22 protein-coding genes and 2 pseudogenes are annotated in these 20,574 nt (G+C 67.3%); 8 read left to right on the top strand and 16 right to left on the bottom strand.

The window, feature by feature from the left end; translation table 11 throughout:
* Positions 1-19: 19 nt before the first annotated feature.
* Positions 20-425, bottom strand: a pseudogene (locus tag OG978_RS00410) (type II toxin-antitoxin system PemK/MazF family toxin).
* A 167-nt stretch (positions 426-592) separates the two neighbouring features.
* Here OG978_RS00410 and OG978_RS00405 point away from each other — a divergent pair.
* A pseudogene (locus OG978_RS00405) lies at positions 593-1,824 on the top strand (IS701 family transposase).
* A gap of 178 nt (positions 1,825-2,002) precedes the next feature.
* Here OG978_RS00405 and OG978_RS00400 read toward each other — a convergent pair.
* The 8 genes from OG978_RS00400 to OG978_RS00365 all read right to left on the bottom strand — a co-directional run bounded on the left by OG978_RS00400 (position 2,003) and on the right by OG978_RS00365 (position 8,070).
* Positions 2,003-2,521, bottom strand: coding sequence for a DUF6262 family protein (locus OG978_RS00400; RefSeq protein ID WP_326763291.1), 519 nt, complete (start codon positions 2,519-2,521; stop codon positions 2,003-2,005).
* Positions 2,518-3,126: a hypothetical protein gene (locus tag OG978_RS00395; RefSeq protein ID WP_326763290.1), complete on the bottom strand. Its 609-nt coding sequence runs from the start codon at positions 3,124-3,126 to the stop codon at positions 2,518-2,520. Before OG978_RS00395 ends, OG978_RS00400 begins: the two co-directional genes overlap by 4 nt.
* A gap of 12 nt (positions 3,127-3,138) precedes the next feature.
* Positions 3,139-3,564, bottom strand: coding sequence for a hypothetical protein (locus OG978_RS00390; RefSeq protein ID WP_326763289.1), 426 nt, complete (start codon positions 3,562-3,564; stop codon positions 3,139-3,141).
* A gap of 6 nt (positions 3,565-3,570) precedes the next feature.
* Positions 3,571-6,027 (bottom strand): site-specific integrase, encoded by a 2,457-nt coding sequence (locus OG978_RS00385; RefSeq protein WP_326763288.1) that lies wholly within the window; start codon positions 6,025-6,027, stop codon positions 3,571-3,573.
* The gene (locus OG978_RS00380; RefSeq protein WP_326763287.1) at positions 6,024-6,365 is read right to left on the bottom strand and encodes a helix-turn-helix domain-containing protein; all 342 of its coding nucleotides are present in this window, start codon (positions 6,363-6,365) and stop codon (positions 6,024-6,026) included. The genes OG978_RS00385 and OG978_RS00380 overlap by 4 nt, the downstream gene beginning before the upstream one ends.
* Complete coding sequence (locus OG978_RS00375) at positions 6,365-7,012, bottom strand: tyrosine-type recombinase/integrase (protein WP_326769880.1); 648 nt, start codon at positions 7,010-7,012, stop codon at positions 6,365-6,367. Before OG978_RS00375 ends, OG978_RS00380 begins: the two co-directional genes overlap by 1 nt.
* 43 nt (positions 7,013-7,055) lie before the next feature.
* The gene (locus OG978_RS00370; RefSeq protein ID WP_326763286.1) at positions 7,056-7,487 is read right to left on the bottom strand and encodes a hypothetical protein; all 432 of its coding nucleotides are present in this window, start codon (positions 7,485-7,487) and stop codon (positions 7,056-7,058) included.
* A 64-nt stretch (positions 7,488-7,551) separates the two neighbouring features.
* Positions 7,552-8,070, bottom strand: coding sequence for a tyrosine-type recombinase/integrase (locus tag OG978_RS00365; protein WP_326763285.1), 519 nt, complete (start codon positions 8,068-8,070; stop codon positions 7,552-7,554).
* A 115-nt stretch (positions 8,071-8,185) separates the two neighbouring features.
* Between OG978_RS00365 and OG978_RS00360 the strand changes: the two genes are divergently transcribed.
* Positions 8,186-9,049: a hypothetical protein gene (locus tag OG978_RS00360; RefSeq protein WP_326763284.1), complete on the top strand. Its 864-nt coding sequence runs from the start codon at positions 8,186-8,188 to the stop codon at positions 9,047-9,049.
* Between the two features lie 13 nt (positions 9,050-9,062).
* Here the strand turns inward: OG978_RS00360 and OG978_RS00355 are convergent, their stop codons facing one another.
* Positions 9,063-10,067 carry an IS3 family transposase gene (locus tag OG978_RS00355; RefSeq protein WP_326763270.1) on the bottom strand — a complete coding sequence of 335 codons (1,005 nt, stop codon included), beginning with the start codon at positions 10,065-10,067 and terminating at the stop codon, positions 9,063-9,065.
* Positions 10,068-10,087: 20 nt separating this feature from the next.
* Positions 10,088-10,471 (bottom strand): hypothetical protein, encoded by a 384-nt coding sequence (locus tag OG978_RS00350; RefSeq protein WP_266726502.1) that lies wholly within the window; start codon positions 10,469-10,471, stop codon positions 10,088-10,090.
* A gap of 1,250 nt (positions 10,472-11,721) precedes the next feature.
* Between OG978_RS00350 and OG978_RS00345 the strand changes: the two genes are divergently transcribed.
* Both OG978_RS00345 and OG978_RS00340 read left to right on the top strand, forming a co-directional pair.
* Positions 11,722-11,964, top strand: a complete 243-nt coding sequence (locus tag OG978_RS00345; RefSeq protein WP_326763283.1) for a hypothetical protein — start codon at positions 11,722-11,724, stop codon at positions 11,962-11,964.
* 266 nt (positions 11,965-12,230) lie between these two features.
* A complete protein-coding gene (locus OG978_RS00340) occupies positions 12,231-13,280 on the top strand; it encodes an IS110 family transposase (RefSeq protein ID WP_326763282.1) in 1,050 nt (349 codons plus the stop codon).
* A 131-nt stretch (positions 13,281-13,411) separates the two neighbouring features.
* Here OG978_RS00340 and OG978_RS00335 read toward each other — a convergent pair whose 3' ends face one another.
* Positions 13,412-14,437, bottom strand: a complete 1,026-nt coding sequence (locus OG978_RS00335; RefSeq protein WP_326769879.1) for a serine hydrolase domain-containing protein — start codon at positions 14,435-14,437, stop codon at positions 13,412-13,414.
* A gap of 87 nt (positions 14,438-14,524) precedes the next feature.
* Entirely contained in the window at positions 14,525-14,656 is a 132-nt protein-coding gene (locus OG978_RS00330; protein WP_326763281.1) for a hypothetical protein, read from the bottom strand.
* 171 nt (positions 14,657-14,827) lie between these two features.
* Between OG978_RS00330 and OG978_RS00325 the strand changes: the two genes are divergently transcribed.
* Positions 14,828-15,547, top strand: coding sequence for an IS6 family transposase (locus OG978_RS00325; protein WP_442817630.1), 720 nt, complete (start codon positions 14,828-14,830; stop codon positions 15,545-15,547).
* A gap of 335 nt (positions 15,548-15,882) precedes the next feature.
* Here the strand turns inward: OG978_RS00325 and OG978_RS00320 are convergent, their stop codons facing one another.
* Positions 15,883-16,236: a nuclear transport factor 2 family protein gene (locus OG978_RS00320; RefSeq protein WP_326763279.1), complete on the bottom strand. Its 354-nt coding sequence runs from the start codon at positions 16,234-16,236 to the stop codon at positions 15,883-15,885.
* A gap of 153 nt (positions 16,237-16,389) precedes the next feature.
* Here OG978_RS00320 and OG978_RS00315 point away from each other — a divergent pair, with 153 nt between their 5' ends.
* Positions 16,390-17,010 carry a TetR/AcrR family transcriptional regulator gene (locus tag OG978_RS00315; RefSeq protein WP_326763278.1) on the top strand — a complete coding sequence of 207 codons (621 nt, stop codon included), beginning with the start codon at positions 16,390-16,392 and terminating at the stop codon, positions 17,008-17,010.
* A 105-nt stretch (positions 17,011-17,115) separates the two neighbouring features.
* Here OG978_RS00315 and OG978_RS00310 read toward each other — a convergent pair whose 3' ends face one another.
* Positions 17,116-18,147 (bottom strand): nitronate monooxygenase, encoded by a 1,032-nt coding sequence (locus OG978_RS00310; RefSeq protein WP_326763277.1) that lies wholly within the window; start codon positions 18,145-18,147, stop codon positions 17,116-17,118.
* 217 nt (positions 18,148-18,364) lie between these two features.
* Positions 18,365-19,078, bottom strand: a complete 714-nt coding sequence (locus tag OG978_RS00305) for an SDR family NAD(P)-dependent oxidoreductase (protein WP_326763276.1) — start codon at positions 19,076-19,078, stop codon at positions 18,365-18,367.
* Positions 19,079-19,280: 202 nt separating this feature from the next.
* Here OG978_RS00305 and OG978_RS00300 point away from each other — a divergent pair, with 202 nt between their 5' ends.
* Both OG978_RS00300 and wrbA read left to right on the top strand, forming a co-directional pair.
* Positions 19,281-19,583: a muconolactone Delta-isomerase family protein gene (locus tag OG978_RS00300; protein ID WP_326763275.1), complete on the top strand. Its 303-nt coding sequence runs from the start codon at positions 19,281-19,283 to the stop codon at positions 19,581-19,583.
* Between the two features lie 149 nt (positions 19,584-19,732).
* Positions 19,733-20,341, top strand: coding sequence for an NAD(P)H:quinone oxidoreductase (gene wrbA, locus OG978_RS00295; RefSeq protein WP_326763274.1), 609 nt, complete (start codon positions 19,733-19,735; stop codon positions 20,339-20,341).
* Positions 20,342-20,574: the final 233 nt, after the last annotated feature.

Below are 20,574 nucleotides of genomic sequence, written 5' to 3'. Positions count from 1 at the left end.
CGTTCGTTTCCTTCTCCGCCTACCCGAGTCCACCGAGACGGAGGGCGTTCCTTATCTCGCTGAGCTTCGCGGTCGTCGCCGGGGTCCACTCCTTCGCCTGCTCACCGAGACGGAGGGCGTTCTCAATCTCGCTGAGTTTCGCGGAGGACAGGGCGCCCGCCCGCTCGATCAGGTCGTCCCGGGACACGGTGGTCAGCCACGTGCAAGGGGTAAAGCCCCGGACGCGGGAACGCGAACCGAAGCACGCCTTCAAAGGGCAGTCCTTCCACGGCGCCTACTGCCACTTCGACGCCCAGATCGGTGATGTCGACACCCGCCCGAGCGACGACCTGCATCACCCGGATCCCGGACGCGTCGTCTCCCGACAGCAGCACGACCGGCCGCCGCTCGTCGAACTCCACCCACCAGACTTCGCCACGTTGCACATGTCCTCCTGACACAGGACGGCGGGCGGGCGCTGCGCGACCCCGACGCGCTGTGGAGACGGGTGCGGCCACCCGTTGATCATCGGTGTGTGAAGACAAACGATCACGCGGTGGCCGCAGGTCACAGCGTAGACCCTGCCCGCTGGCAGGAGGCGTTCGAGGGCCTGATGAGCCGGATAGCGGGACGGTTCACACGGGTCGAACCTCGGTTCCGGGTCCGGAAGTTGGTGCTCGGACTGCTGTCGGACCTGCCGCGCAAGAACTGCTGGACCATCGCCGAATGGGCCGGGGAGAGGACCCCGGACGGCATGCAGCATCTGCTGGGGCGGGCCAAGTGGGACGCCGACCGGGTCCGCGACGATGTGTGTGACTACGTGGTGGACCACCTGCACGACGACCAGGCGGTACTGGTGGTCGACGAGACCGGGGACGTGAAGAAGGGCACCGGCACGGTCGGCGTTCAGCGCCAGTACACCGGCACCGCGGGCAGGATCGAAAATGCCAGGTCGCCGTCTACCTGGTCTACGCCGGCCGGCGCGGGCACGCGGCAGTGGACCGGGAACTGTACGTCCCGCGTTCATGGACCTCCGACCCTGACCGCTGCCGGGATGCCGGACTCGACCAGGACACCGCCTTCGCCACCAAGCCGGAACTGGCCACTCGTATGGTTGCCCGGTTCCTGGACGCCGGCCACCAGGCCGCATGGGTCGCCGGCGACGAGGTCTACGGCGGCAACCCCAGGCTGCGAACCGCACTGGAGGAACGCGGCACCGGCTACGTCCTCGCGGTGGCCTGCTCGCACGAAGTCACCACCGGCGCCGGGAAGTTCCGCGCGGACACCCTGGCCAAGAAGGTGCCCAAGCGGGCCTGGCAGAAGCTCTCCACAGGGGCCGGGGCCAAGGGCCACCGTTTCTACGACTGGGCAGTCATCGACCTCGCCGACCCCCGACCCGGGAGTCGTCAGCTGCTGATCCGCCGTAACCGCAGCACCGGCGAACTCGCCTACTACCGCTGCTACTCGCGCGCACCCGTGCCGCTGACCGTGCTGGTCAGAGTCGCTGGATCAAGATGGCGGGTGGAGGAGTTCTTCCAGTCGGGCAAGGGCCTGGCCGCGCTCGACGAGCACCAGGTCCGCCGCTATGCCTCCTGGTCCCGCTGGGTCACCCTCGCCATGCTCGCGCACGCCTTCCTCGCCGTCGTACGCGCAGACGAGCACACCCGCCCCGCACCCGATGCCCTCATTCCGCTCACCTGCAACGAGATCCAGCGCCTGTTCATCACACTCGTTGTCCGACCCGTCCACGATGCCGCCCACCGGCTCGGTTGGTCCGACTGGCGGCGCCGCCACCAGGCCCGATCCCAGGCCAGCCACTACCGTCGACAAGCCACTCAGGCATGAAGATCACGATCTACGGCTGGAGTATTAGCCATATGCCCCCGACCTGGAGATGGAGGCGCCGGCTGCGGCATCGGAGGCTACCGATCGGGTAACGTGCCCCGGTTCTCGACAGACGCAGGACGCCGAGAACCGGGGCGGATGGTCTGACTGGCTCAGTTCAGACAGTGGCCGGTCGTGATCAAGGCCGGTAATTTAGGGATCGGGTCAACTCCCGGTTGGCCGCCCGCGAGGCATCCAACTCTTCTGTTCGTTCTTCAAGTTCGCCCTGCTTGGTGGCGAGCTCTTGTTCGAGGAGGGCGATGCGGTGTTGGAGCCGGTCGATGTCGACCGGGGTGCCGAGGCCGGATTCGGCCCAGATGGCCTCTCCGAGTTGGGAGGACAACCGGCTCTCTAGATGTCGGACTCGTGCCGCAAGGCGCTTGTTACGGTCGAGCGCGTTTGTGAGGTCAGCCTGGAGCGAAGCCCGGCTGACCGCGGCGATTCGCCCCTCATTGACAGGGGTGTTGGCGGCGGCATGGACGCGTTCGAGTAGGTCGCGGTGGCGATAGAGGAAGGTGCGATCGACTCGGGCGGCTCTGGCGAGACCGGAAACGGTGATGTCTCCGCCGTTCTTGGCGGCGGTGTCGATGGCTTTGAGGACGCGTTCGCGGCGGCGGGCCGAGTCTGCGCGTTTTCCATCGATCATGGGATTGGTCATCCTGCGGGCCTTTCGGGACGGAGGCCCTCGGGTGGTCCAACGCGGGGCAGGCCGAGTGAGACGACGCGACGGGTGCGGCGGACCACAGTGACGGCTTCCTTGATCTGAATCTGGTCCTCCTCGGTGAGGTCGCCCAGGTCCTCCCGAACGCGTTTGATCAGGCGGCGGACCCGCGTGATCTCCTCGTCGGAAGGCATGGCCTCGTCCTTTGCCCAGGAATCGGCTGCGAATGCGGCGAGGCGTTCGCGGCCGCGGAGGAGATCGGCGAGGTATGCCTCCAGGTCGGGAAGGTAGGAGACGTCGGTGCGGTAGTGGTCGCAGCCGACGCAGCGGAATCGGACGGGGCAGTCGTGGCCACCGGCCTGGACGTTGGTGGGTTCGGTGCAGAGCCCATAAGGGACCTGGACCTCCCCGATGGCCCGGCGGGCATGCTCGGAGTCGAGCAGGGCCTGTGCCTTGCGCCAGACACGGTTGCCGTTCCGGTCGAACTGCATTGAGGTGACCCGTTCCACCGCCTCACGCTTGCGCTTCTCGCCGACTAATGGTGACGTCGGGTATTGGAACTGTCCGAATGCCTTGGGCGTGATCGCACCCGATGACACCATTGGCCATGTAGGTCACTCATCACAGTCCAACGTGAACTCGCCGGTAGCGCTGTCGCGAGTGGCGTGGCAGCGGCGGGGTGCCAGAGAGAACTCCGCTTCGGCCCACCTGGCGATCGCCGGCGCGAGGGCCACCTCTGCGTAATCGACCTCGAAGATCTCCAGTGCTCGGACTGCGATCAGTATGTAAGGGCTGCTTTCGACGAGTTCGATGTCGCCAGAGACCTTGCCCAGGCCGACTCGCAGCGTGGCGACTTCACTCTCGGTGAGTGTCAGCCGACTGCCGTAGTAGGCGTTGTTGACCTCGGAAGCGTCTAGCCAGACCCGGTCGCTGACGGGGGCGCCGGCAGTTGGCGGGACCGTCAGCCGGATGGCTTCGGCTGCGATCCCGAGAAACAGTCCGAAGCCACTCTTCTGCACTTTGTAGCGATAGGTTCGCATTGGATCTCATTCGTGTCGTGAGTCGCGGCACCGGTCGCCGGACGCGATTTCGTGGTCGTGGCGACTTGTTCTGTGGCTGATCTCGGCTGCGTAGGTGGCCCAGTCGCCCGCGGAGAGACGTTGCCAGGCGACAGCGACATCGGTGTGGATGCCGAGCGTGCGGGCGAGGATCCCGGCCGGGATCTCGGTGGCGAGCTGGAAGAGCGCGGTGCTGCGGGCCTGATTGGGCCGGATCCCGAGCTGGTTCAGCCGCTGGGTCAGCTGTGTGGTGCTGATCGGCCGTCCGGGCTGGCCGCCAGGGAAGAGCCATGGAGACGGAGTCAAGGCCCCGATGGTGGCGTGACCCTTGCGGTTCGCGGCAACCAGGCGGGCCAGTGCGGCGACGGGCTCGGGCAACCGGACGGGGGCATCGCCAAGGTGGAGACGTACTTCCTGGGCGCTGGCCTCGACGTCCTCGGTGGTCAACCGGCTGATCGCTGACGGTCCTTGGGCGTAAAGGAGGAGAAGGAGTCCTGCGAGGCGGTCTTCTGGTTTGAGGGTGTCGTCGTGCAGGAGTCGGCGTGCGACGTTCCATCGATGCTCGTCATCGAGTGGCTGGGTGGGGCCGTGCCAGCGGACGGCGGGGACGTGGACGGTGGTGAGCTTGTTGGTGCGAGCCCAGCGGATGAAGTGTCCGGCCGTGTGGCGGTAGGTGGCGGAGTCGTCGGTGAGCCACTGGTCGAGGTCGGCCTGCTGGCAGGTCTCCAAGGCGAGGTCGTGAGCTTTCAGCCAGGTCAGGAAGGCGACGGCCGCGTGGGTTCGTTGACGCGCGGACATGAACTGCTGCGGGGTCAGGGGTCGGCTGTTGCTGCGTCGACGTAGTCGCCGGACCAGGTGCCATATCGCGTACCGGTGCAGGACTTTGCGCTGTTCGGGGTCTTGCTGTGATGCAAGAAGGCCGGTGAGGAAGCGTTCGAGGCGGACCATGTACTCGTCCCGCTCGGACAGTGCACCGACGCCGACGAGGACTTGGCGGAGGTGAGCGAGAGGTGGGCTGTCGGGCAGCTCGTCGAGGGCCTCGTGAGTCAGGGCTCGTCTGCTGGCCGCGAGGTCGGCCAGAACCGGAGACACGGACGGCTTGTTCAGCCACCGCTTGGCGGTGATGGGGTGCTCGGCGGTGGCGATGTTGTTCCGCAGGACTTCGAGAGCGGGGTGGAGGGCATCGGATGGAGGGCCCAGGAGCTCGTTGAGGCGCCGGTTGATGAGACAGCGAGCGCACTGGCCGGGGTGCGGGTAGTCGGGATCGCTGCAGGTGGGACAGGTGTGCCAGACCTCAAGCGCGGTGCAGTCCGTGCAAAGGGGCTGGTCGAGAGTGCCGGAGACGACCGCCGCGACGCCGCCGCAGGCCGAGCACGGCGCTGAGCGATGCTGGCAGTCCAGGCACCATGGCCGACCCGTGGTGCGGGAGGTGCCGCAGGGCTTTTCCGCGTCGCAGATGCTGCAAGTCGCGGTGGGCAAAGAGGGGCAGCTCGCGCAGAGCGGACCGTCCGGTGTGCGGGTGTTCACGACCTTTCGCCGGCCGCAGTTGATGCAGGTCTCCAGGTTCGCCGGGGCACTGACCAGGCAGTTCGGACACACTGGCCGGCCTTGGTCGTCGCGGGTGGCGGGCTCTCGGCGGGCTCCGCATCCCGAGCACTCCTCGATGCGGGAGTGGGAGATGCACATGCGGCAGACCCGCTTTCCGTCCAGAGGCTTGTCGATGCGTACGACTCTGTGGCAGCCGGGGCAGGAGGGCCGGACGATCCCGGCGATGCCGGCCTCGTGCAGCAGGTCGATCAGTTTGAGGACCGCGCGGTGGGGTGCAAGGTGGCCTTCCCCGGTCAACAGAGCGGGGTTGGATTCCAGGGTCCAGGCGAGTTTCTGCTGGTAGGAGGGACGAGGCGCCGATCGGCGGACCGCGTCGGCGATCGTCTCTCGTCCGGCCTGCGGGTCCAGCGCGGCGATCAGGGCGCCGATCACTGCGATGGGGTCACGTCCGTCGGTGTCCGGGCACTTGCCGCATCGTGGCCGCCCGGCCCGGTCGCGTGAAGCGACCCGGCGGGCGTTTCCGCAGGCAGCACATGGCTCGGGCTGCGGCCCGCAGTTCCAGCAGTACCAGTCCTGACCGCGGCGCTGGAGAGTTCGCATCTGCCTGCCGCACTCGGCGCAACACGGCGGCGAGACCCTCTGGGCCCCGGCCTCACGCAGGGCGATGAGCAGGTCGCCGACGGCCCTGGGCGCCGGCGAGCGACCGTCGTTCAGCACGCGAGGATGCTCAGAGAGATGTGCCGCGAGGCGGCGTGACTTCGAGCGGCCGCCCGCGACGCTGGCGACCACGGCACGGATCCGGTCAGGCTCCAGCTGATGTTCGACGGCCGCGACCAGGTCCACGATGAGCCCGATCGGGTCGCAGACGGCCCGATCGGGGAGCCCGGGTGTGGTCACGGCCGCTCGAGACCGCGGATGCGGGCTCGCTTGGGTCGCAGGTCACCGACACCTGTCTCGGCACCAACGGCCTTCCTTGTCCGGGTAGTTGGTCCGGAACCTGCTGCGGCGACGGGCTCGATGAGGTCGTCCATGGTGCAGTTAAGGATGTCGAGCAGGGCCATGAGGATCTTCAGGCTGAGCCGCTCGGGGCGCTCGACGACGAGCCGGTAGACCTGGCTGGACGACAGGGTGATGCCCCGTTTGTCCAGTAGCGGGATGAGGTCGGTGGTGGAGAAGAGCCCACGGTCGGCCATGACCTTGCGCAGGTGCCAGTGGTAGTCGAGCTTCGCGGCCATCAGCGGTCCTTGTCTGCGGGGATCGGGGCGAGCGCGGGAGCAAGTGCCTTGTGGAGCATCGTGTTCATGAAGTCGTCGCTGACGTGGGTGTAGATGGCGGTAGAGCTGTCATTCTCGTGACCGACTTGCTGCTGCAGAAACCGCCGGTCAACCCCGTCCTCCGTGAGGTGGGTGACGTAAGAATGGCGAGCGGAGTGGACCGTCAGCGCCTTCGGGAGCTTCAGTGCGTCGCGGTAGGCGACGAACCGGGCATTGATCTCCGCCGGCTTGACCCGGCCGCCCCTCTCGGTCACCCACAACGCGGGGTGGTCCTCGCAGCCGAACCGCGGCCGTACGTTCTCCACGTAGTCGGCGACCGCATCCACCGCCCAGTCCATCACCGACAACACGTTCCGACGACGCGGTGGCTGACCCTTCTTCGCTTTGCCGTAGCGGACGTTGAGTGTGCCGTACCGGCCGAACTGCGGAGCCTTCGCGTTCCGCCCGAAGTCCACCACATCCAGCTTCGATGTCTCGGTCCGGCGCAGACCCCACCCGTAGATGACCTTGAAGAGGGTGGCGTCGCGGTAGGCGGCGAGGGCTCCCTTGCGCTTGGCCCGGACCGCCCGTTCGACCTGGTCGTCGGCGTAGTCGAGGAAGCGCTGGATCTCCTCGCGGGTGAACGGCCTCGCCTCGGGGCGCCCCTCGTAGTCATTGAGGTGGGCGATGGTGTTCCACCCGGTGGCAGATGGCCACCGGGTGAGTGCCGAAGGCGTCCTCGCAGGCCACCGACCAGCCGTAACGACCGTCGATCAAGAACTCGCTGAACAGGCGCAGACTGCCCTGATAGCTGCGGATCGTGGACGGCGCGAGGTGCTTCTCGCTGGTCAGCCACAGTGACCACTCGTCCACATGGCCAGGAGCCCAGGCCCACGGATATTCGTTGGTGTACTCCAGGAACCGGCGTACGAGTCGTTCCCGGGCGGTGACCGTGTCCTCGCGGAGCCCACGAGCGGCCTGTTGGGCCCTCCAGCCCCGCACCATCGCCTCGACCATCGCGTCCTGTGGACGCAGCTGGGCCACCCCGGAGACCAGCTCCAGTTGAGCCGCCCCCGCCAGGTCGGCACGTCGCTGTAGACCCACTTTCACCCTCCCCTTCAGAGGGCAAATCCTGCATCAGACGGGATCTGATCGCCAAACTCCCAGCTCAGGACGCCAAGTTGCAGGAGGATGGAGTCCTTGTCAGGCCCCGCCCTGACCTCGCGACCTGCGGTTTCTCGCCCGTCTGATGCAATTCCTGAGAGTTCCGGTAGTACTGCTGGGTGGTCGTCAGTTGACGATGGTCCATGAGTGACTGCAGAGCATCGGGAGCGACGCCGGCGTCAGCGTGCCGCTGAGCGTAGGTGTGTCGGTAGGCGTAGGGAAAAATCTTAGCCTTGTCGAACGGCAGCATCTGGGTGACCTGGCGGTCCTTGACTGTGACCACGGTGGGGACCAGGAACTCGGGCAGTGAATCCACCCAGGTTCGACGGCGCCCGACCGCGCCGCGGACGAGGACGTAGAGAGTCACACAGAAGGCACCGATGTTGCAGGCGACGAGCATGGTGATGAACAGCCAGTAGGTGAAGCCGTGGCCGTCGGACGAGGCGATGAGGGATCCGTAGGTGAGGCTGATGAAGATGCCGGTGCCGGTGAGCCCGACAGCAGGTCCCGGCTCGTCGGCCACTACATGACCGGCACCTTCGACGACTGGAACGCCGTGTCTGTGGTTCGAGGGCAGGGCTCTGGATGCTGCCGAAAATAGGTGACTTGCCCTGTCTGCGATATGCGAGCATGCGGCCATGAACAAGCAGTGTGAGCCGGAGCCGGAGCCGGAGGACGAGACGCTCGGAGGAATAGACCTTTCCCGGATTGTCCTGCCGGACCTGTCTGGCTTCTACAAGTCGATCCTCAATCCGTACCGTGAGCAGCAGAGTCATCTGTCAAGGCTCGTTGCCGGGCTTGCCGTCCCACGTGTGGCCATCCCAACCTCGGAACTCACCGCCGCGGTAGAGGCCATGCGTTTCGACATGGTTGACCTGACTGGTTTCAACGACGCGATCACACGGGCCCTCGCACCGCTTACAGCTGCGACCTTCCAGACCGCGCGTTGGCACCAGGTCTTCTCCTCGCTGGCCGAAGCAGCCCGGAGTATCTACCCGGAGAACCTGCGAGAGCTGGCGCCCAGGCTCGACGAGATGGAGACGCTCCTTGTCGATGAGGGGATCCCGCTCATGTGGGTTCCCGGACCAAGCACGGTTCAGGTTCTCCTGGAGGCTCCCGACGCCGCTGCCCGCAGACGGCTCATCGGGCAGCGCTGGAATGGCATCGTCAACAGCTGCGAGGATGCCCTGGAAGAGGTTAGGCACCCCGACCTTCAGGATGTCCGTAGCTTCGCCCTGGACGTCGTGGACGCGTTGCGGGACGGCCACACCAGCGCGGCCCAGGCCCTGGCGACCAACCTGCTTGACTCCATCCTCCAGCGCCACCTCAGCCAGGCACTGAGAGTCGAGCTCACGAGGAACGACTTCAAGAAGAATGGTGCCAAGTTCAAGCTGGACGCCTACAAGTTCAGGACGGCCTGCACGTTCGCCCCTGTCTGGTACGCGCACGCCAAGTACTTCCCGGCGAACGGAGGCACGATCGGAAGATTTCAAGTCCAGTGAGACGGTCGTGACGCTATGAGGTTTGTGGTGCGGGTTCCCTGCGTTTGGCCGGGTCGTTGATCCAGGCCGTCTGGGGTATCTCGGGTGGTCTGGGGCGGCGGCCGAAGCGTTCGGGGTGGCGGGCGTATGCCTCGGCGAGGGTGACCGCGCGCTGGTCGCGGACTTCCTCGGCGGTCCCGAAGTGGACGGAGGCTGGTGTGTGCCAGCCGATACCCGAGTGCCGGTGCTCATGGTTGTAATACGCGATGAACGCGTCGAACCACTCGCGGGCGTGGGCCAGCGAATCGAACCGTTCAGGATAATCCGACATGTACTTCGTGGTCTTGAACTGGGCCTCGCTGTAAGGGTTGTCGTTGGAGACCTTCGGCCTCGAGTGCGACCGCGTCACGCCCAGATCGATCAGTAGTTGGGAGACCTTCTTCGACGTCATCGAGGTGCCGCGGTCCGCGTGCACGGTCTGGGGCACGATGCCGTTGCGGGCGATGGTCTCGCGGATCAGCTCCTCGGCCCGCACAGCTGATTCGGCTCGCTCGACGGTGTGGCCGACGATATACCGGCTGAAGATGTCGATGATCACGTAGGCGTGATACCAGACGCCCTTGGCCGGCCCGGCCGCCTTGGTGATGTCCCAGGTGAACACCTGCGAGGGCCCGGTGGCGACCAGCTCGGGCACCGCCTTGGCGGGATGGGTGGCCTGCCGTCGGCGCTCACCGGACTGATCCTGCTCGCGCAGGATCCGGTACATCGTCGAGACGGAGCAGTGATAGCGCCCGGCATCCAGCTCGCGGGCCCAGATCTGCGCGGGCGCCAGCTCGGCGTACTCGTCGCCGTTCATCAACTCGAGTACCGCAGAACGCTCTTCGGCCGTCAGGGCCGACGGCTGCATCTGTGGGGCACGTGTTCTGCGTGGTGGTGGGGGCCGGAGCCGACGGTAATGCGTGGCGCGGGAGCGGCCGGTCAGCCGACAGGCGGCCGTGATGCCCAGCTGAACCTCGACGCTGGTGAACGCCTCGTCCACGACAGGGTCGGCGGCAGGCTTCAGTCCGCGCTCTCGGAGATCATTTCCAAGAGCGCGGAAGCTTTTCCCATCACCTCGAGTGCGGCCTTGTTCCGTGCCAGGTCCCTCTGCAACCGCTCCACCTGCTGCCGCAGCTTTTCGTTCTCCACCTCCGCGGCGGACTTCTTCGCACGGGCCGGGCTGGTCCGGCGGTCGACCAGGTTTTCCAGGGCCCCGGCATCCCGGGCGGCCCGCCACTCCTTGACATGCGAGTGGTAGAGCCGTTCCCTGCGCAGGACCGCACCCTTCTCGTTCCTGGGCGCGGCGTCGTACTCGGCGACGATTCGCAGCTTGTACTCCGAGGTGAAAGTGCGGCGCTTCGGCCTCGGCGCCGGCTCGGACCCGACGGGCTCTGTACTGGGCATAAGGGACGGTTCTCCTGTCGTGCCCTCTCAGGCTAACCCCGCAGAACGGGATGTCTCACCCAAGGCTGACAGAGAGGGATCCCCCGCACGTTCGGTAGACACCCCAGTGCCCACGGAGTCTCCAAGGCCCAGTACTCGCGTATCAACACCGTGTACGCCTTGATGCTCGTCACCTCAGTGACCAAGCTCTTCGACACCGAGCTGCCTCACTGAGGCGGAAGCGCCGGCAGTGGGATGGCTGACATGGGCCGGTCTTTGCTGGGGCAGGGGAAAAGGGGACTTCGGGCAAGACCGGTCGTACGGGGCCGGCACACGGCACGGGCCCGGTCCTTCGACGGAGCGGAAGGCCGGGCCCGAAGTCTCACGGAGGCGGGGGATCAGTCAGAGCCCTTTCGACGTGACCCAGGGCCAGAAAGGGCACGAACGGCGTGGCGCCCCCTTGGAATTGAGATCTGCCGGATGCCGAAGGGGAACTCGAAGAAGTTCCTCTGGGAGCTGAGGATCCAGTACGGCGACGTCCGCGTCGCCGTACGGGGCGGCCCGCAGCGCCGGAAGGATGTCGAGCACCTTCTCGCCGGAGGCGAGCAGCCGGGCCTCCTCGTGCGAGGGGCCCCGGGGCGGGGGGCGTCGTCCGGGTCCTCTGTGTCCCACGGGTACGCCTCGGTCTGCAGCACCGCACCGACGGGAGGCCGGTCCCGGTTGGCCTGGCCGCTGACGCTGCCCCAGTTGAGGCTCGCGTTGACGCAGAGGTTCCCCGCGAGGAGCGCCCACGGGGTCCGGACCACACGCTCTCGCGCCAGCTCGACCGCGAGCCGGCCGAACGCCTCCGACCGCACGAGAGTTGGTGCCGGGGGCGGGATGAAGGCGTCGGTCCAGATTCCCATGCCCCTTCTTATAGCAACGGGCCACGGCCCGGCGCGCCGCGGCATCACGTGAGGCTGAAGGAGAGGGTGTCCTGCGTGTACCCGTCGGCTCTGTGCTTTGCATACGACCACTGCTCATGCTCGAATTCGAGTTTCTCCGTGAGCTCCTTCCGGTTGCGCGGCCAGCAGCATGCGTGCCACCCGACGTGCCGAGCGCTGGCCTGCGGTGGCGTATACGGGACAGCCCTAAGGCGTTGTCCAATAGTCTATGCAGGTAGGTGACGGCGGCTCAGCTCTACCAAGCGTCCGAGTGGCACGATCCGGTGTCTGTGCTGTTCGCCAGGAGCCAGAAGGCGGCCGCATGGGGTTGTGACGGAGGGGGAAGCAGTGACTGACAAGCAAGTAGGGTTATTCCTCTTAGTTAGCACCGCAACATTTCTCGTCTTGCATTCTTTGGATAAAGGTGACGGATCCCTAGCAATCTTCATCGGTCTATTGGCGGCAGTCGGTGTATGGCTCTACCCGGACAATATCGACGAGGGCCCTAAGCGCTCTATTTTTACCGTAGCTGCTGAAATCGCAGGGGTCGTCGGAGTGGTGTTAGCCGTTATCGAGTTTGCCAAGAAATAGGCAATGGGGAGGTCTGAACCGCCGACTTATATGGGGAAAGCGGGACGCGGTCGGGTTGGCCGCTCGTAGCGTGCCGTAGGACGCCAGTCCGGGTGACTCGTGAACCGTCTGCCGCTCTTCGGGGCTGGCTCTCCCGGGGTATGTCGCCGGTCCGGTGTCCGTCCGCGGTCTGACTCAGCAGAGGCGTGTCCCGGCCAGGTTGGTTCCGGAAGTCGGCGTGTCGACCGTGGCTGTCCCCGTCGTCCGACTGTGAGGAATCAGGTCCCGTGATACTGCTCGGTGTCGACCCACACAAGTCCACCCACACCGCCACCGCCGTCGAGCCGGTCTCGAACCAGCAGGTCGGGTCGATGCGGATCGAGGCCAGTCTGGCGGACTACCGGCGGCTGCTGGCCTGGGCCAAGCGGTGGCCACAGCGGAAGTGGGCTGTGGAGAACGCCAACGGCCTGGGCCGGCATCTCGCCCAGTGGCTCATCGCCCGCGGTGAGAGCGTCGTCGACGTGCCTGCCGCGGCGACCAGCCGGGTGCGCGAACTTTCCCGCGGTGGACGGCGTAAGAACGACCAGATAGACGCAGCGGCCGCAGCCACCGTTGCTTATCTGCAGGGAGAAGGGCGGGATCTCGCGCCCGAGGATCACACCACGGCGCTGGCCCTCCTGGACGAACGGCGTGTGAACCTGGCCCAGGCCCGGGTGCGCACGGTCAACCAGCTCCACGCGCTGCTGCGTGACCTGCTGCCCGGCGGCGCCCCGCCACAGCTGTCCGCGGACCTGGCCGCCAAACTGCTGCGATCCGTCCGCCCCGCCGGCGATATCGAGACCGTCCGGAAGGACATCGCCTGGGACCTGGTCGCCGAGATCCGGAAACTGGACAAGCAGCTCACGGACAACGCTGCCCGGATGCAGAGCCTGGTAGAGGCATCGAGCAGCACGCTGATGGACACCCCGGGCATCGGGCCGGTCATGGCCGCTCGGCTGATCGGCCGCACCGGACGGGCTCACCGCTTCTCCACCTCGGCGGCATTCGCGAACTATGCCGGTGCCGCCCCGGTGGAGATCGCCAGCGCGGACAAAGCCCGCCACCGGCTCTCCCGCTCCGGCGACCGCCAGCTCAACTCCGTCCTCCACACCATCGCGGTCGTGCAGATACGGATGCCGAAATCACCCGGACACGCCTACTACCAGCGCAAACTCTCCGAGGGTAAGACGCCGAAGGAAGCGAAGCGGTGCCTGAAACGCCGCCTGGCCGACCACGTGTGGCGCGTCATGATCGCCGATGAGCGAAAAGCCAAGCCGCTCCCTATCCAAGGGACTTGACAAGACACAGAGGCACCCCGGGTTCGGTAGAGATCTCAGCTTGTTGTTGGGGCTCGATCTGTCCAGTTCCACCCTTCGATGCCTGTCCGGTCTGCTGAGCGCCCGGCGTCGCGAACGCGGCACGCGGCTGCTCAGTTGCCGACCAGGGCGTCGTGGATGGCCCACCCCATGTCGCCGGCGCACCAGCTGATGTTGCCGAGGACTGCGACGTCCAGGCCCTGCTGCGGGTAGTGATAGAGGCGGGCGCTGGCCCCGTCCTCCTCGCCCGTGTGGCCCCAGCGGACGATGGTTCCTTCGTCGTCGAGGATGTGGGTGAGGCCGAAGCCGTACATCCACTGGTAGCCGCGGACCTTCTCCTCACGCTCGTCGACCTGCGGGGTCAGAGCCAGGCGCGTGGTCTCCTCGTTCAGCAGCCGCCCGTGGCGCAGTGCGTGGGCGAAGGCCGTCAGATCGGCGGCGCTACAGGTAGCCCCTCCGTCGGCGGCGGCCCCGGGGGTGGTCGCGTAGTGATTGGTCCGGTACGGGGTGGGGCTGCCGGCGGTGGTGAGGTATCCCTCGGCAATGTCCGGCCCCAGGTCGTCCAGGGCCGGGAATCCTGCCGCGCTCATTCCGGCACGGGCGAATACATCGTCGGCGATGACCTCCTCGAAGGAGCGGCCGGTCACCGATTCGATGAGCAGGCCGAGCAGGATGTAGCCGGCGCCGTTGTACAGATGACGCTCCCCGGGAGGGAAGTGGGGCTGCTTACCGGCGAACAGCGACAGGTAGTCCTTGTTGCTCCGCAGCAGGTAGAGCGGGTGGGAGGAGGTCAGGGCGGCCCATTCGGCCTCCCAGTCGTCGCTGCCCTCCTCGAACCAGTCGCCGATGCCCGCCGTCATCGTCAGGGCGTGGTGGACCGTGACACGCGGATCGAGCTGGGGCATGTGCTCTTTCACGAAGCCCACCAGCGCGTCGTCGAGGCAGACCTGCTTCCGCTCGACGAGCTGCAGGACGGCCACCGCTGTGAACATCTTGGACACCGACGCCACCCGGAATCGCGTGTCGCACGTGTTCGGTATGGACCACCGCCGTGACGCCATCCCGAACGCGCGGGTGAATACCGGCTCCCCGTGACGCGTGACCCGGACCGTGCCGGAGAACCCCCTTTCCTGCGCCACTGCGGAGACGGCCTCCTCCAGGCAAGCCGGATCGAATCCGTCAGCCCTCGTCACGATCGTCACCGCAGACCCCTCACAGAAGAAAGTTCACCAGTCATCGGTGATGATGATCGTCACCAGTCCGCCTGCGAGCAACCGCTTTACCCTGACCGCACGCGCCGCGGGGAGAGTGTCGCCCCAACCCGCCTCGGCCGCCGGTCCGTTGACCGCGACGTACATTCCGTCACCTCGCGGATCGCGTGTCGTCGGTATCCCCTCCGGCCCCGCGGTGGAGCCGCTGCCCCCCGAGCCCGCGACCGCCTTCAAGGGCCGCAGGTCGACGGACGGCACTGTCACGTTGGCTGACGGGTGGGATGATCTTCGGGTTGATCATGGTGGAGGGGGTTGTCCGTGGACAGTACGCCGCCGTCGTACAAGGGGCACCGGTACCCGGTCGAGGTGATCTCCCACTGCGTGTGGCTGTACTTCCGGTTCCCGCTCAGCTTCCGCGAGGTCGAGGAGCTGATGCTCGAGCGCGGCGTCATGGTGTCCTACGAGACGGTGCGCCGGTGGTGCCTGAAGTTCGGCCAGGCCTACGCGAACAGCCTGCGGCGCCGCCGTCCTCGGCCCGGCGATAAATGGCACCTGGACGAGGTCTTCATCAAGGTCAACGGCGAGGTGAAGTACCTGTGGCGGGCCGTCGACGTCGACGGCAACTTGCTCGACATCCTGATCCAGAACCGCCGCGACAAGGCCGCGGCCAGGCGTTTCTTCCGCAGACTCCTCAAAGAGACCGGCACGGTGCCGCGGGTGGTCGTCACCGACAAGCTCCGCTCCTACAGCGCCGCCCACCGCGAGGTGATGCCCTCGGTCGAGCACCGCTCCCACAAAGGACTGAACAACCGGGCGGAGAACTCGCACCAGCCCACCAGGCAGCGCGAGCGCGCGATGAAGGGCTTCCGCAGCGTCGGTGGCGCCCAAAGATTCCTGGCCGCGTTCAGCGGTATCTCGCCCCACTTCCGACCCGGCCGTTACCACCGCACCGCACCCGACCACCGCCTCGAGATGACCGTCCGCTTCACGATCTGGGACCAGATCACCGGCACCGCCGGCCTGCCCGCCACGGCCTGACCGACAGCCGACAGCCGCCTCGACCACGCCCTGACGCACCGCCAGACGCCTATACCCCCGACAACGTGACAACGCCCGATGCGGCCCAGGCCGCCAATCGGGAACTGACCAGCGCGCTGAAACATCGTGATTGACGGGGAGTTATATGCGGCGAGAATCAGCCATTCTGCTACATGTGTTCGGCAACCGACGAATCAGTCCTCACGGAAATCATACAGGTTGTGCCCTATCTCGGCGCTGATCCGCTCTCGCGAGCGCTTACGGAAAGCAGTCAAGCGTGATCGTTGAGTGGCCGCAGAATGTTCGATCCACGTCATCACGACTCCAGGCAGGCCCTAGTGCTCGGCGTCGACGCGGGAGACGTGGTACTGGCGGATCTGCCAGCCGGCGTTGTCGAGGCGGAGGACCAGCGACAGATGTACATGGGCCTCCCAGTCGTGCGCGTCGCCGAACGTGACGTCCGCGAAGCCTCCGGCGACCTGCTCGCCGATCGTGTATGTGTGCAGGATCGTTGCCTCGGCCCTTCGGTCGGCCGGTACGGCTGTGTAGTAGCCCCGCACCGCGTCCCGGCCGGTGAGGACGGCGGGTCCGAAGCCCTGGAAGAGGGTGTCCGGGGTGAACAGATCGGCCATGGTGTCGGGCTGGTGGCCGTCGAAAGCGGCCTTCCAGCGCCGAAGGACGTCATGCATCGGGTGGGTCATTGCTTTAGCTCTCATCTGCGCGTGGGTGTGCGGGCAGCGGCTCCAGCTGCGGACGGTCGCGGATTGCGACCGAGTGGTCCCGCGGAGTTGCTAGCCGACCGGTCCAGTACAAAATAGTCGAGCGGTCGTATACTTGCAACCATGGGACGGACCAGTGACGCCAGGGAAAAGATCATCAGCACCGCGCAGTCGCTCATCGAGCTGCGTGGCTACTCGGCGCTGGGCGTGGCCGAGATCTGCAAGACGGCCGGGGTGCCCAAGGGGAGCTTCTACTACTTCTTCGAGTCCAAGGAGGCTCTGGCGCTGACTGTGCTCGACGAGCACTGGGCCGACCAGCGTCGCGAGTGGGCCCGTGTTCTGCGCGGCGACGCCGACCCTCTGCAGCGGCTGCGGCAGCTCTTCGAGGAGACCGAGGCGATCCAGCGCGCGGGGCAGAAGAGCTGTGGCACCGTCTCCGGCTGCTTGTTCGGGAACCTCACGTTGGAGCTGAGCAATCAGACCGAAGCGATCCGCCGACGCCTGCAGGAGATCTTCGACGCCCAGGTCGACATGGTGGAGTCGGTCGTCGCCGAGGCGCGTGAGCGTGGCGAGGTCACTGTCGCCGACACCCGTGAGGCGGCGCGATCGGTCGTCGCGCAGCTCGAAGGACAGGTGCTGTTCGCCAAGCTCTACAACAGCACGTCCCAGCTGAGCGTTCTCTGGGCGAACTGCCTGGCTCTGCTGGGCGCCCGGGCGCCGCAGGAGGCAGCGGCCGAGGCATGAGCCCCGGTCCGCTGCCGGCGGGTCGGAGTGTCGGGCGCCAGAGTCCCGTTGGCCCGGAGGTCCCGGACTGCCGGTGCCTTGGTGTGCGTCGGGCGCCGAGGGCGTTCAGACGTGGGAGGCCAGTCTCCGCAGGATCTGGGCGGCGGGCTCGGCGGTGGCCTGGCGGTACCCGGTCCCGGCCCACAGATTGATCCGCTCGGGGTCGCCGGCCGCGGCGGCGGCCTGGCGCATCGGCCTGGTCAGATGGTGCAGGGCGGGGTAGCCAGAGGGGGCGAGGCCGCTGTAGTGGTCGGTGAACCGGTTGGCCAGAGCCCGTGCGGGCCGGCCTGTGAACGCCCTGGTCACCACGGTCCGGCGGCGCTTCGGGTCGGCCAGGGCCGCCTTGTGGGGGAGCGACGTACCGGCTTCGTCCGCCCGCAGCAGGACCGTACCGACCATTACCGCCTCGGCCCCGGCGCGTAGTGCCTCGGCCACGCCGGCCGGGGTGGCCAGCCCGCCCGCGGCGACGAGCGGCAGCGACACCGCCTCCCGTATCTGCCCCAGCAGATCGGTCAGTGGGACGGAGGCCGGAACACGTTCTGGGGTGAGTGTGCCTGAGTGCCCTCCGGCGGCCGACGCCTGTACGGCCAGTACGTCGGCGCCCGCGTCCGCGGCCAGGCGGGCCTCCGCCGGTGACGTGACCGTCTGGACGACCAGGGTTCCGGCGGCGCGCAGTGAGGCGATGACGGCTGTGTCCGGGATGGCGAAGGTGAAGCTGACGACCGGTACCGGTGCGGACAGCAACAAGTCGATCTTGTCCGACCAGTGGTCGTTGTCCTCGACGATTTCCGCTGCCTGGATGTCGAGTTCGTAGACCCGGGCTTCGGGGGCGATCGCGGCGGCATAGCGTCGGAAGGCCTCCGGATCGACCGGCAGGGGGTTGGGAGCGAAGAGGTTGACCCCGAAGGCGATGTCGTGGCGTCGGACCTCGGCGATCTGCTCGGCCAGTGCGTCGGCGGTCTTGTATCCGCCGGCGAGGAACCCTAGTCCGTTCGCACGGGCCGCCGCCACGACCAGTGCGGGGGTGCTGGGACCGCCGGCCATCGGCGCGGCCAGAACCGGGTTGTCCACGGCGAGGCCGTCGAGTGGCGAGGTCATGGAGTGTCTTCTCTCCTCGTGAGATGGGGACGGACTTGGTCCGGCAGGAGGCAGTGGCCCGCCCCGGGCCGGTCCCCGAGGGGGCCGGTGCCGGCCGGTTCGTCGTCGGCGCCGGGCCGTCGGCAGCCGGTTCCGGGGCGGCTGGCAAGGGCACGGGCACGGTGGCGCGCCCCGCCTCGGGCCCGCGCGGGCGAAGCCAGGCGTTGAGTGCCCGCGCTCAGTACCCGGCGCTCTGGCCGCCGTCGACGTGGAGGATCTCGCCTGTGACGAACGGGGCGTTCTCGAGGTAGACGACCGCGTCGACGATGTCGCTCACCTCGCCCATACGGCCGACCGGATGCAGTGCCGCGAGTGCCGCGTGATGCTCCTCGGGGTGCATGGGTGTCTTGATGGTGCCCAGCGCCACGGCGTTGCTGCGGATGCCGCGGCCGGCGTACTCGATGGCCAGCGCCTTGGTGGCGGACTGCAGTCCGCCCTTGGTCAGAGAGGCGAGTACGGAGGTCACACTGGAGCTGGCCTGGTCGGCGAGCGTGCTCGTGATCTGCACGACGTGACCGCCGCCCTGCTCGAGCATGCGCTCCACCGCGAGCTGGGTGATGCGGAAGAAACCGTCCAGGTTCACGCCGAGCACCGCGTCGTAGTCGTCCTCGGTGTAGTCGGTGAAGGGCTTCGCGACGAAGATCCCCGCGTTGTTGACCAGCGTGTCGATACGGCCGAACTGCTCGACGCCGGCGGCGATGACGCGCTCTGCGGTCGCGCGGTCGGCGATGTCGCCCTGGACGGTGACGACGTCGGGGTCGTCCGACGCGGGGATGCGGCGCGAGGTGGCGACGACGCCATAGCCCAGCTTGCGGTAGGCGGTGACAATCCCGGCTCCGATGCCCTGCGACGCACCCGTGACGACCGCGACCTTCTGAACCTGCGTGCTCATGATGACCTTCTTCCAGGGAGATGAGGATGAGATGACTAGCCGACCGGTCACTTATGTCAAAGTAGACGACCGGTCGAAATATTTCAAAAGGCGTGCGTACCGTCGTGGCGGCAGGGTGTGCGCCCGCGGAAGGGCGGCTGCGCCGCCTCGTGTGCGTCGTCACGAGGGGCCGGTAGGCCCCGCAGAGAGAAGGAGAAGTGCCATGAAGGAGTTCCTGGTCGAGCTCACCACCACCGTTCCCGAGGGCACCGACCCGGCGGAGGTCGACCGCCGTCGCGCCGAGGAATCCGTAAGGGCTGGGGAGCTGGCCGCGGCCGGTCACCTCGTCAGGCTGTGGCGCCCGGTGGGCGAACTGCGCAGCATCGGTCTGTGGCGGGCCGCCGACGAGGGTGAGCTGTACGAGAAGGTGCTCGGCGCACTGCCGCTCTGGCCGTGGATGACCTCGGTGGTGACGGTCCTGCAGTCCCACCCCAACGACCCGGGCAGGACTGCCGTCACCGCCTGATCGCACGGGCCTCGTCGCTCCCGCCGTAACCGCGGCACCCGGCCTTGAATCATCTGGACCGGTCGTCTACCTTGAATTAGTGGACCGGTCGTCTAGTTCGGTCTCGCGACAACCCCACCAGAATCCCCACAAGGAACGGAGCCGCTGCCGTGGCTACTCCCGTCAAGCTTTCGATCGTCTACTACTCCTCCACCGGCACCATCGCCGAGATAGCCGAGGAGCTCCGCGATGCCGGTGTGAAGGCCGGTGCCGAGGTCCGCCTGGTGAAGGCCGCCGAGCTGGCCCCGCGGGCGGCCATCGAGGCCAATCCGGCGTGGGCAGCCAACCACGCCGCCACCGCGGGCATCCCCGAGGCGACACCCGAGGACATCGAGTGGGCCGACGCCGTACTGTTCGGATCCGCCACCCGGTTCGGCAACCTCTCCTCGCAGCTCAAGCAGTTCATCGACACCCTCGGCGGGCTGTGGGCACAGGGGAAGCTGGCCGACAAGGTCTACAGCGGCTTCACCTCGTCCGCGACCCTCCACGCCGGACAGGAGACGACGCTCCAGGCGCTCTACACCAGCGTCCACCACTTCGGCGGCATCGTGGTCGCCCCCGGCTTCACGGACCCGGTCAAGTTCGCCGACGGCAACCCTTACGGCACCTCGCACGTGGACGGGCAGGGCACGAACCCGGTGGACGACACCACCCGCGCCGCCGCCCGCCACCAGGCCGAACGCGTCGTGAGGATAGCGGCCCAGCTCAAGGCAGCCTGACCCGTCCACCAGCCGCGTCAGGCAGGCCGGCGCCGCCACACCGGCGGCGCCGGCCGACGCGTCACCGCGCCGGCGCAGGGCGCGGACCCGGCCGGGCCTACAGCGACTCCGGTCGCTCGCCGCCCGACGGCGGCAAAGCGGTGCTGTGGCCCCATCGCCGTGCGCGAGCCCGAGAATCTGCCCGCAGCAGGTGACCCGACGCCCACCCGTGGGCGACGGCCGGTGCACCAGGA

The sequence above is a fragment of the Streptomyces sp. NBC_01591 genome (genome assembly GCF_035918155.1).
Lineage (GTDB): Bacteria > Actinomycetota > Actinomycetes > Streptomycetales > Streptomycetaceae > Streptomyces.
This window is presented reverse-complemented; position numbering and strand designations above follow the sequence as displayed.

Coding starts and splice junctions, on each gene's coding strand:
- OG978_RS00400 (WP_326763291.1), bottom strand. CDS start 2,521: ATGACCAATCCCATGATCGATGGAAAACGCGCAGACTCGGCCCGCCGC.
- OG978_RS00395 (WP_326763290.1), bottom strand. CDS start 3,126: ATGGTGTCATCGGGTGCGATCACGCCCAAGGCATTCGGACAGTTCCAA.
- OG978_RS00390 (WP_326763289.1), bottom strand. CDS start 3,564: ATGCGAACCTATCGCTACAAAGTGCAGAAGAGTGGCTTCGGACTGTTT.
- OG978_RS00380 (WP_326763287.1), bottom strand. CDS start 6,365: ATGGCCGCGAAGCTCGACTACCACTGGCACCTGCGCAAGGTCATGGCC.
- OG978_RS00360 (WP_326763284.1), top strand. CDS start 8,186: ATGAACAAGCAGTGTGAGCCGGAGCCGGAGCCGGAGGACGAGACGCTC.
- OG978_RS00350 (WP_266726502.1), bottom strand. CDS start 10,471: ATGCCCAGTACAGAGCCCGTCGGGTCCGAGCCGGCGCCGAGGCCGAAG.
- OG978_RS00330 (WP_326763281.1), bottom strand. CDS start 14,656: ATGTACGTCGCGGTCAACGGACCGGCGGCCGAGGCGGGTTGGGGCGAC.
- OG978_RS00320 (WP_326763279.1), bottom strand. CDS start 16,236: ATGCATGACGTCCTTCGGCGCTGGAAGGCCGCTTTCGACGGCCACCAG.
- OG978_RS00315 (WP_326763278.1), top strand. CDS start 16,390: ATGGGACGGACCAGTGACGCCAGGGAAAAGATCATCAGCACCGCGCAG.
- OG978_RS00310 (WP_326763277.1), bottom strand. CDS start 18,147: ATGACCTCGCCACTCGACGGCCTCGCCGTGGACAACCCGGTTCTGGCC.
- OG978_RS00305 (WP_326763276.1), bottom strand. CDS start 19,078: ATGAGCACGCAGGTTCAGAAGGTCGCGGTCGTCACGGGTGCGTCGCAG.
- OG978_RS00300 (WP_326763275.1), top strand. CDS start 19,281: ATGAAGGAGTTCCTGGTCGAGCTCACCACCACCGTTCCCGAGGGCACC.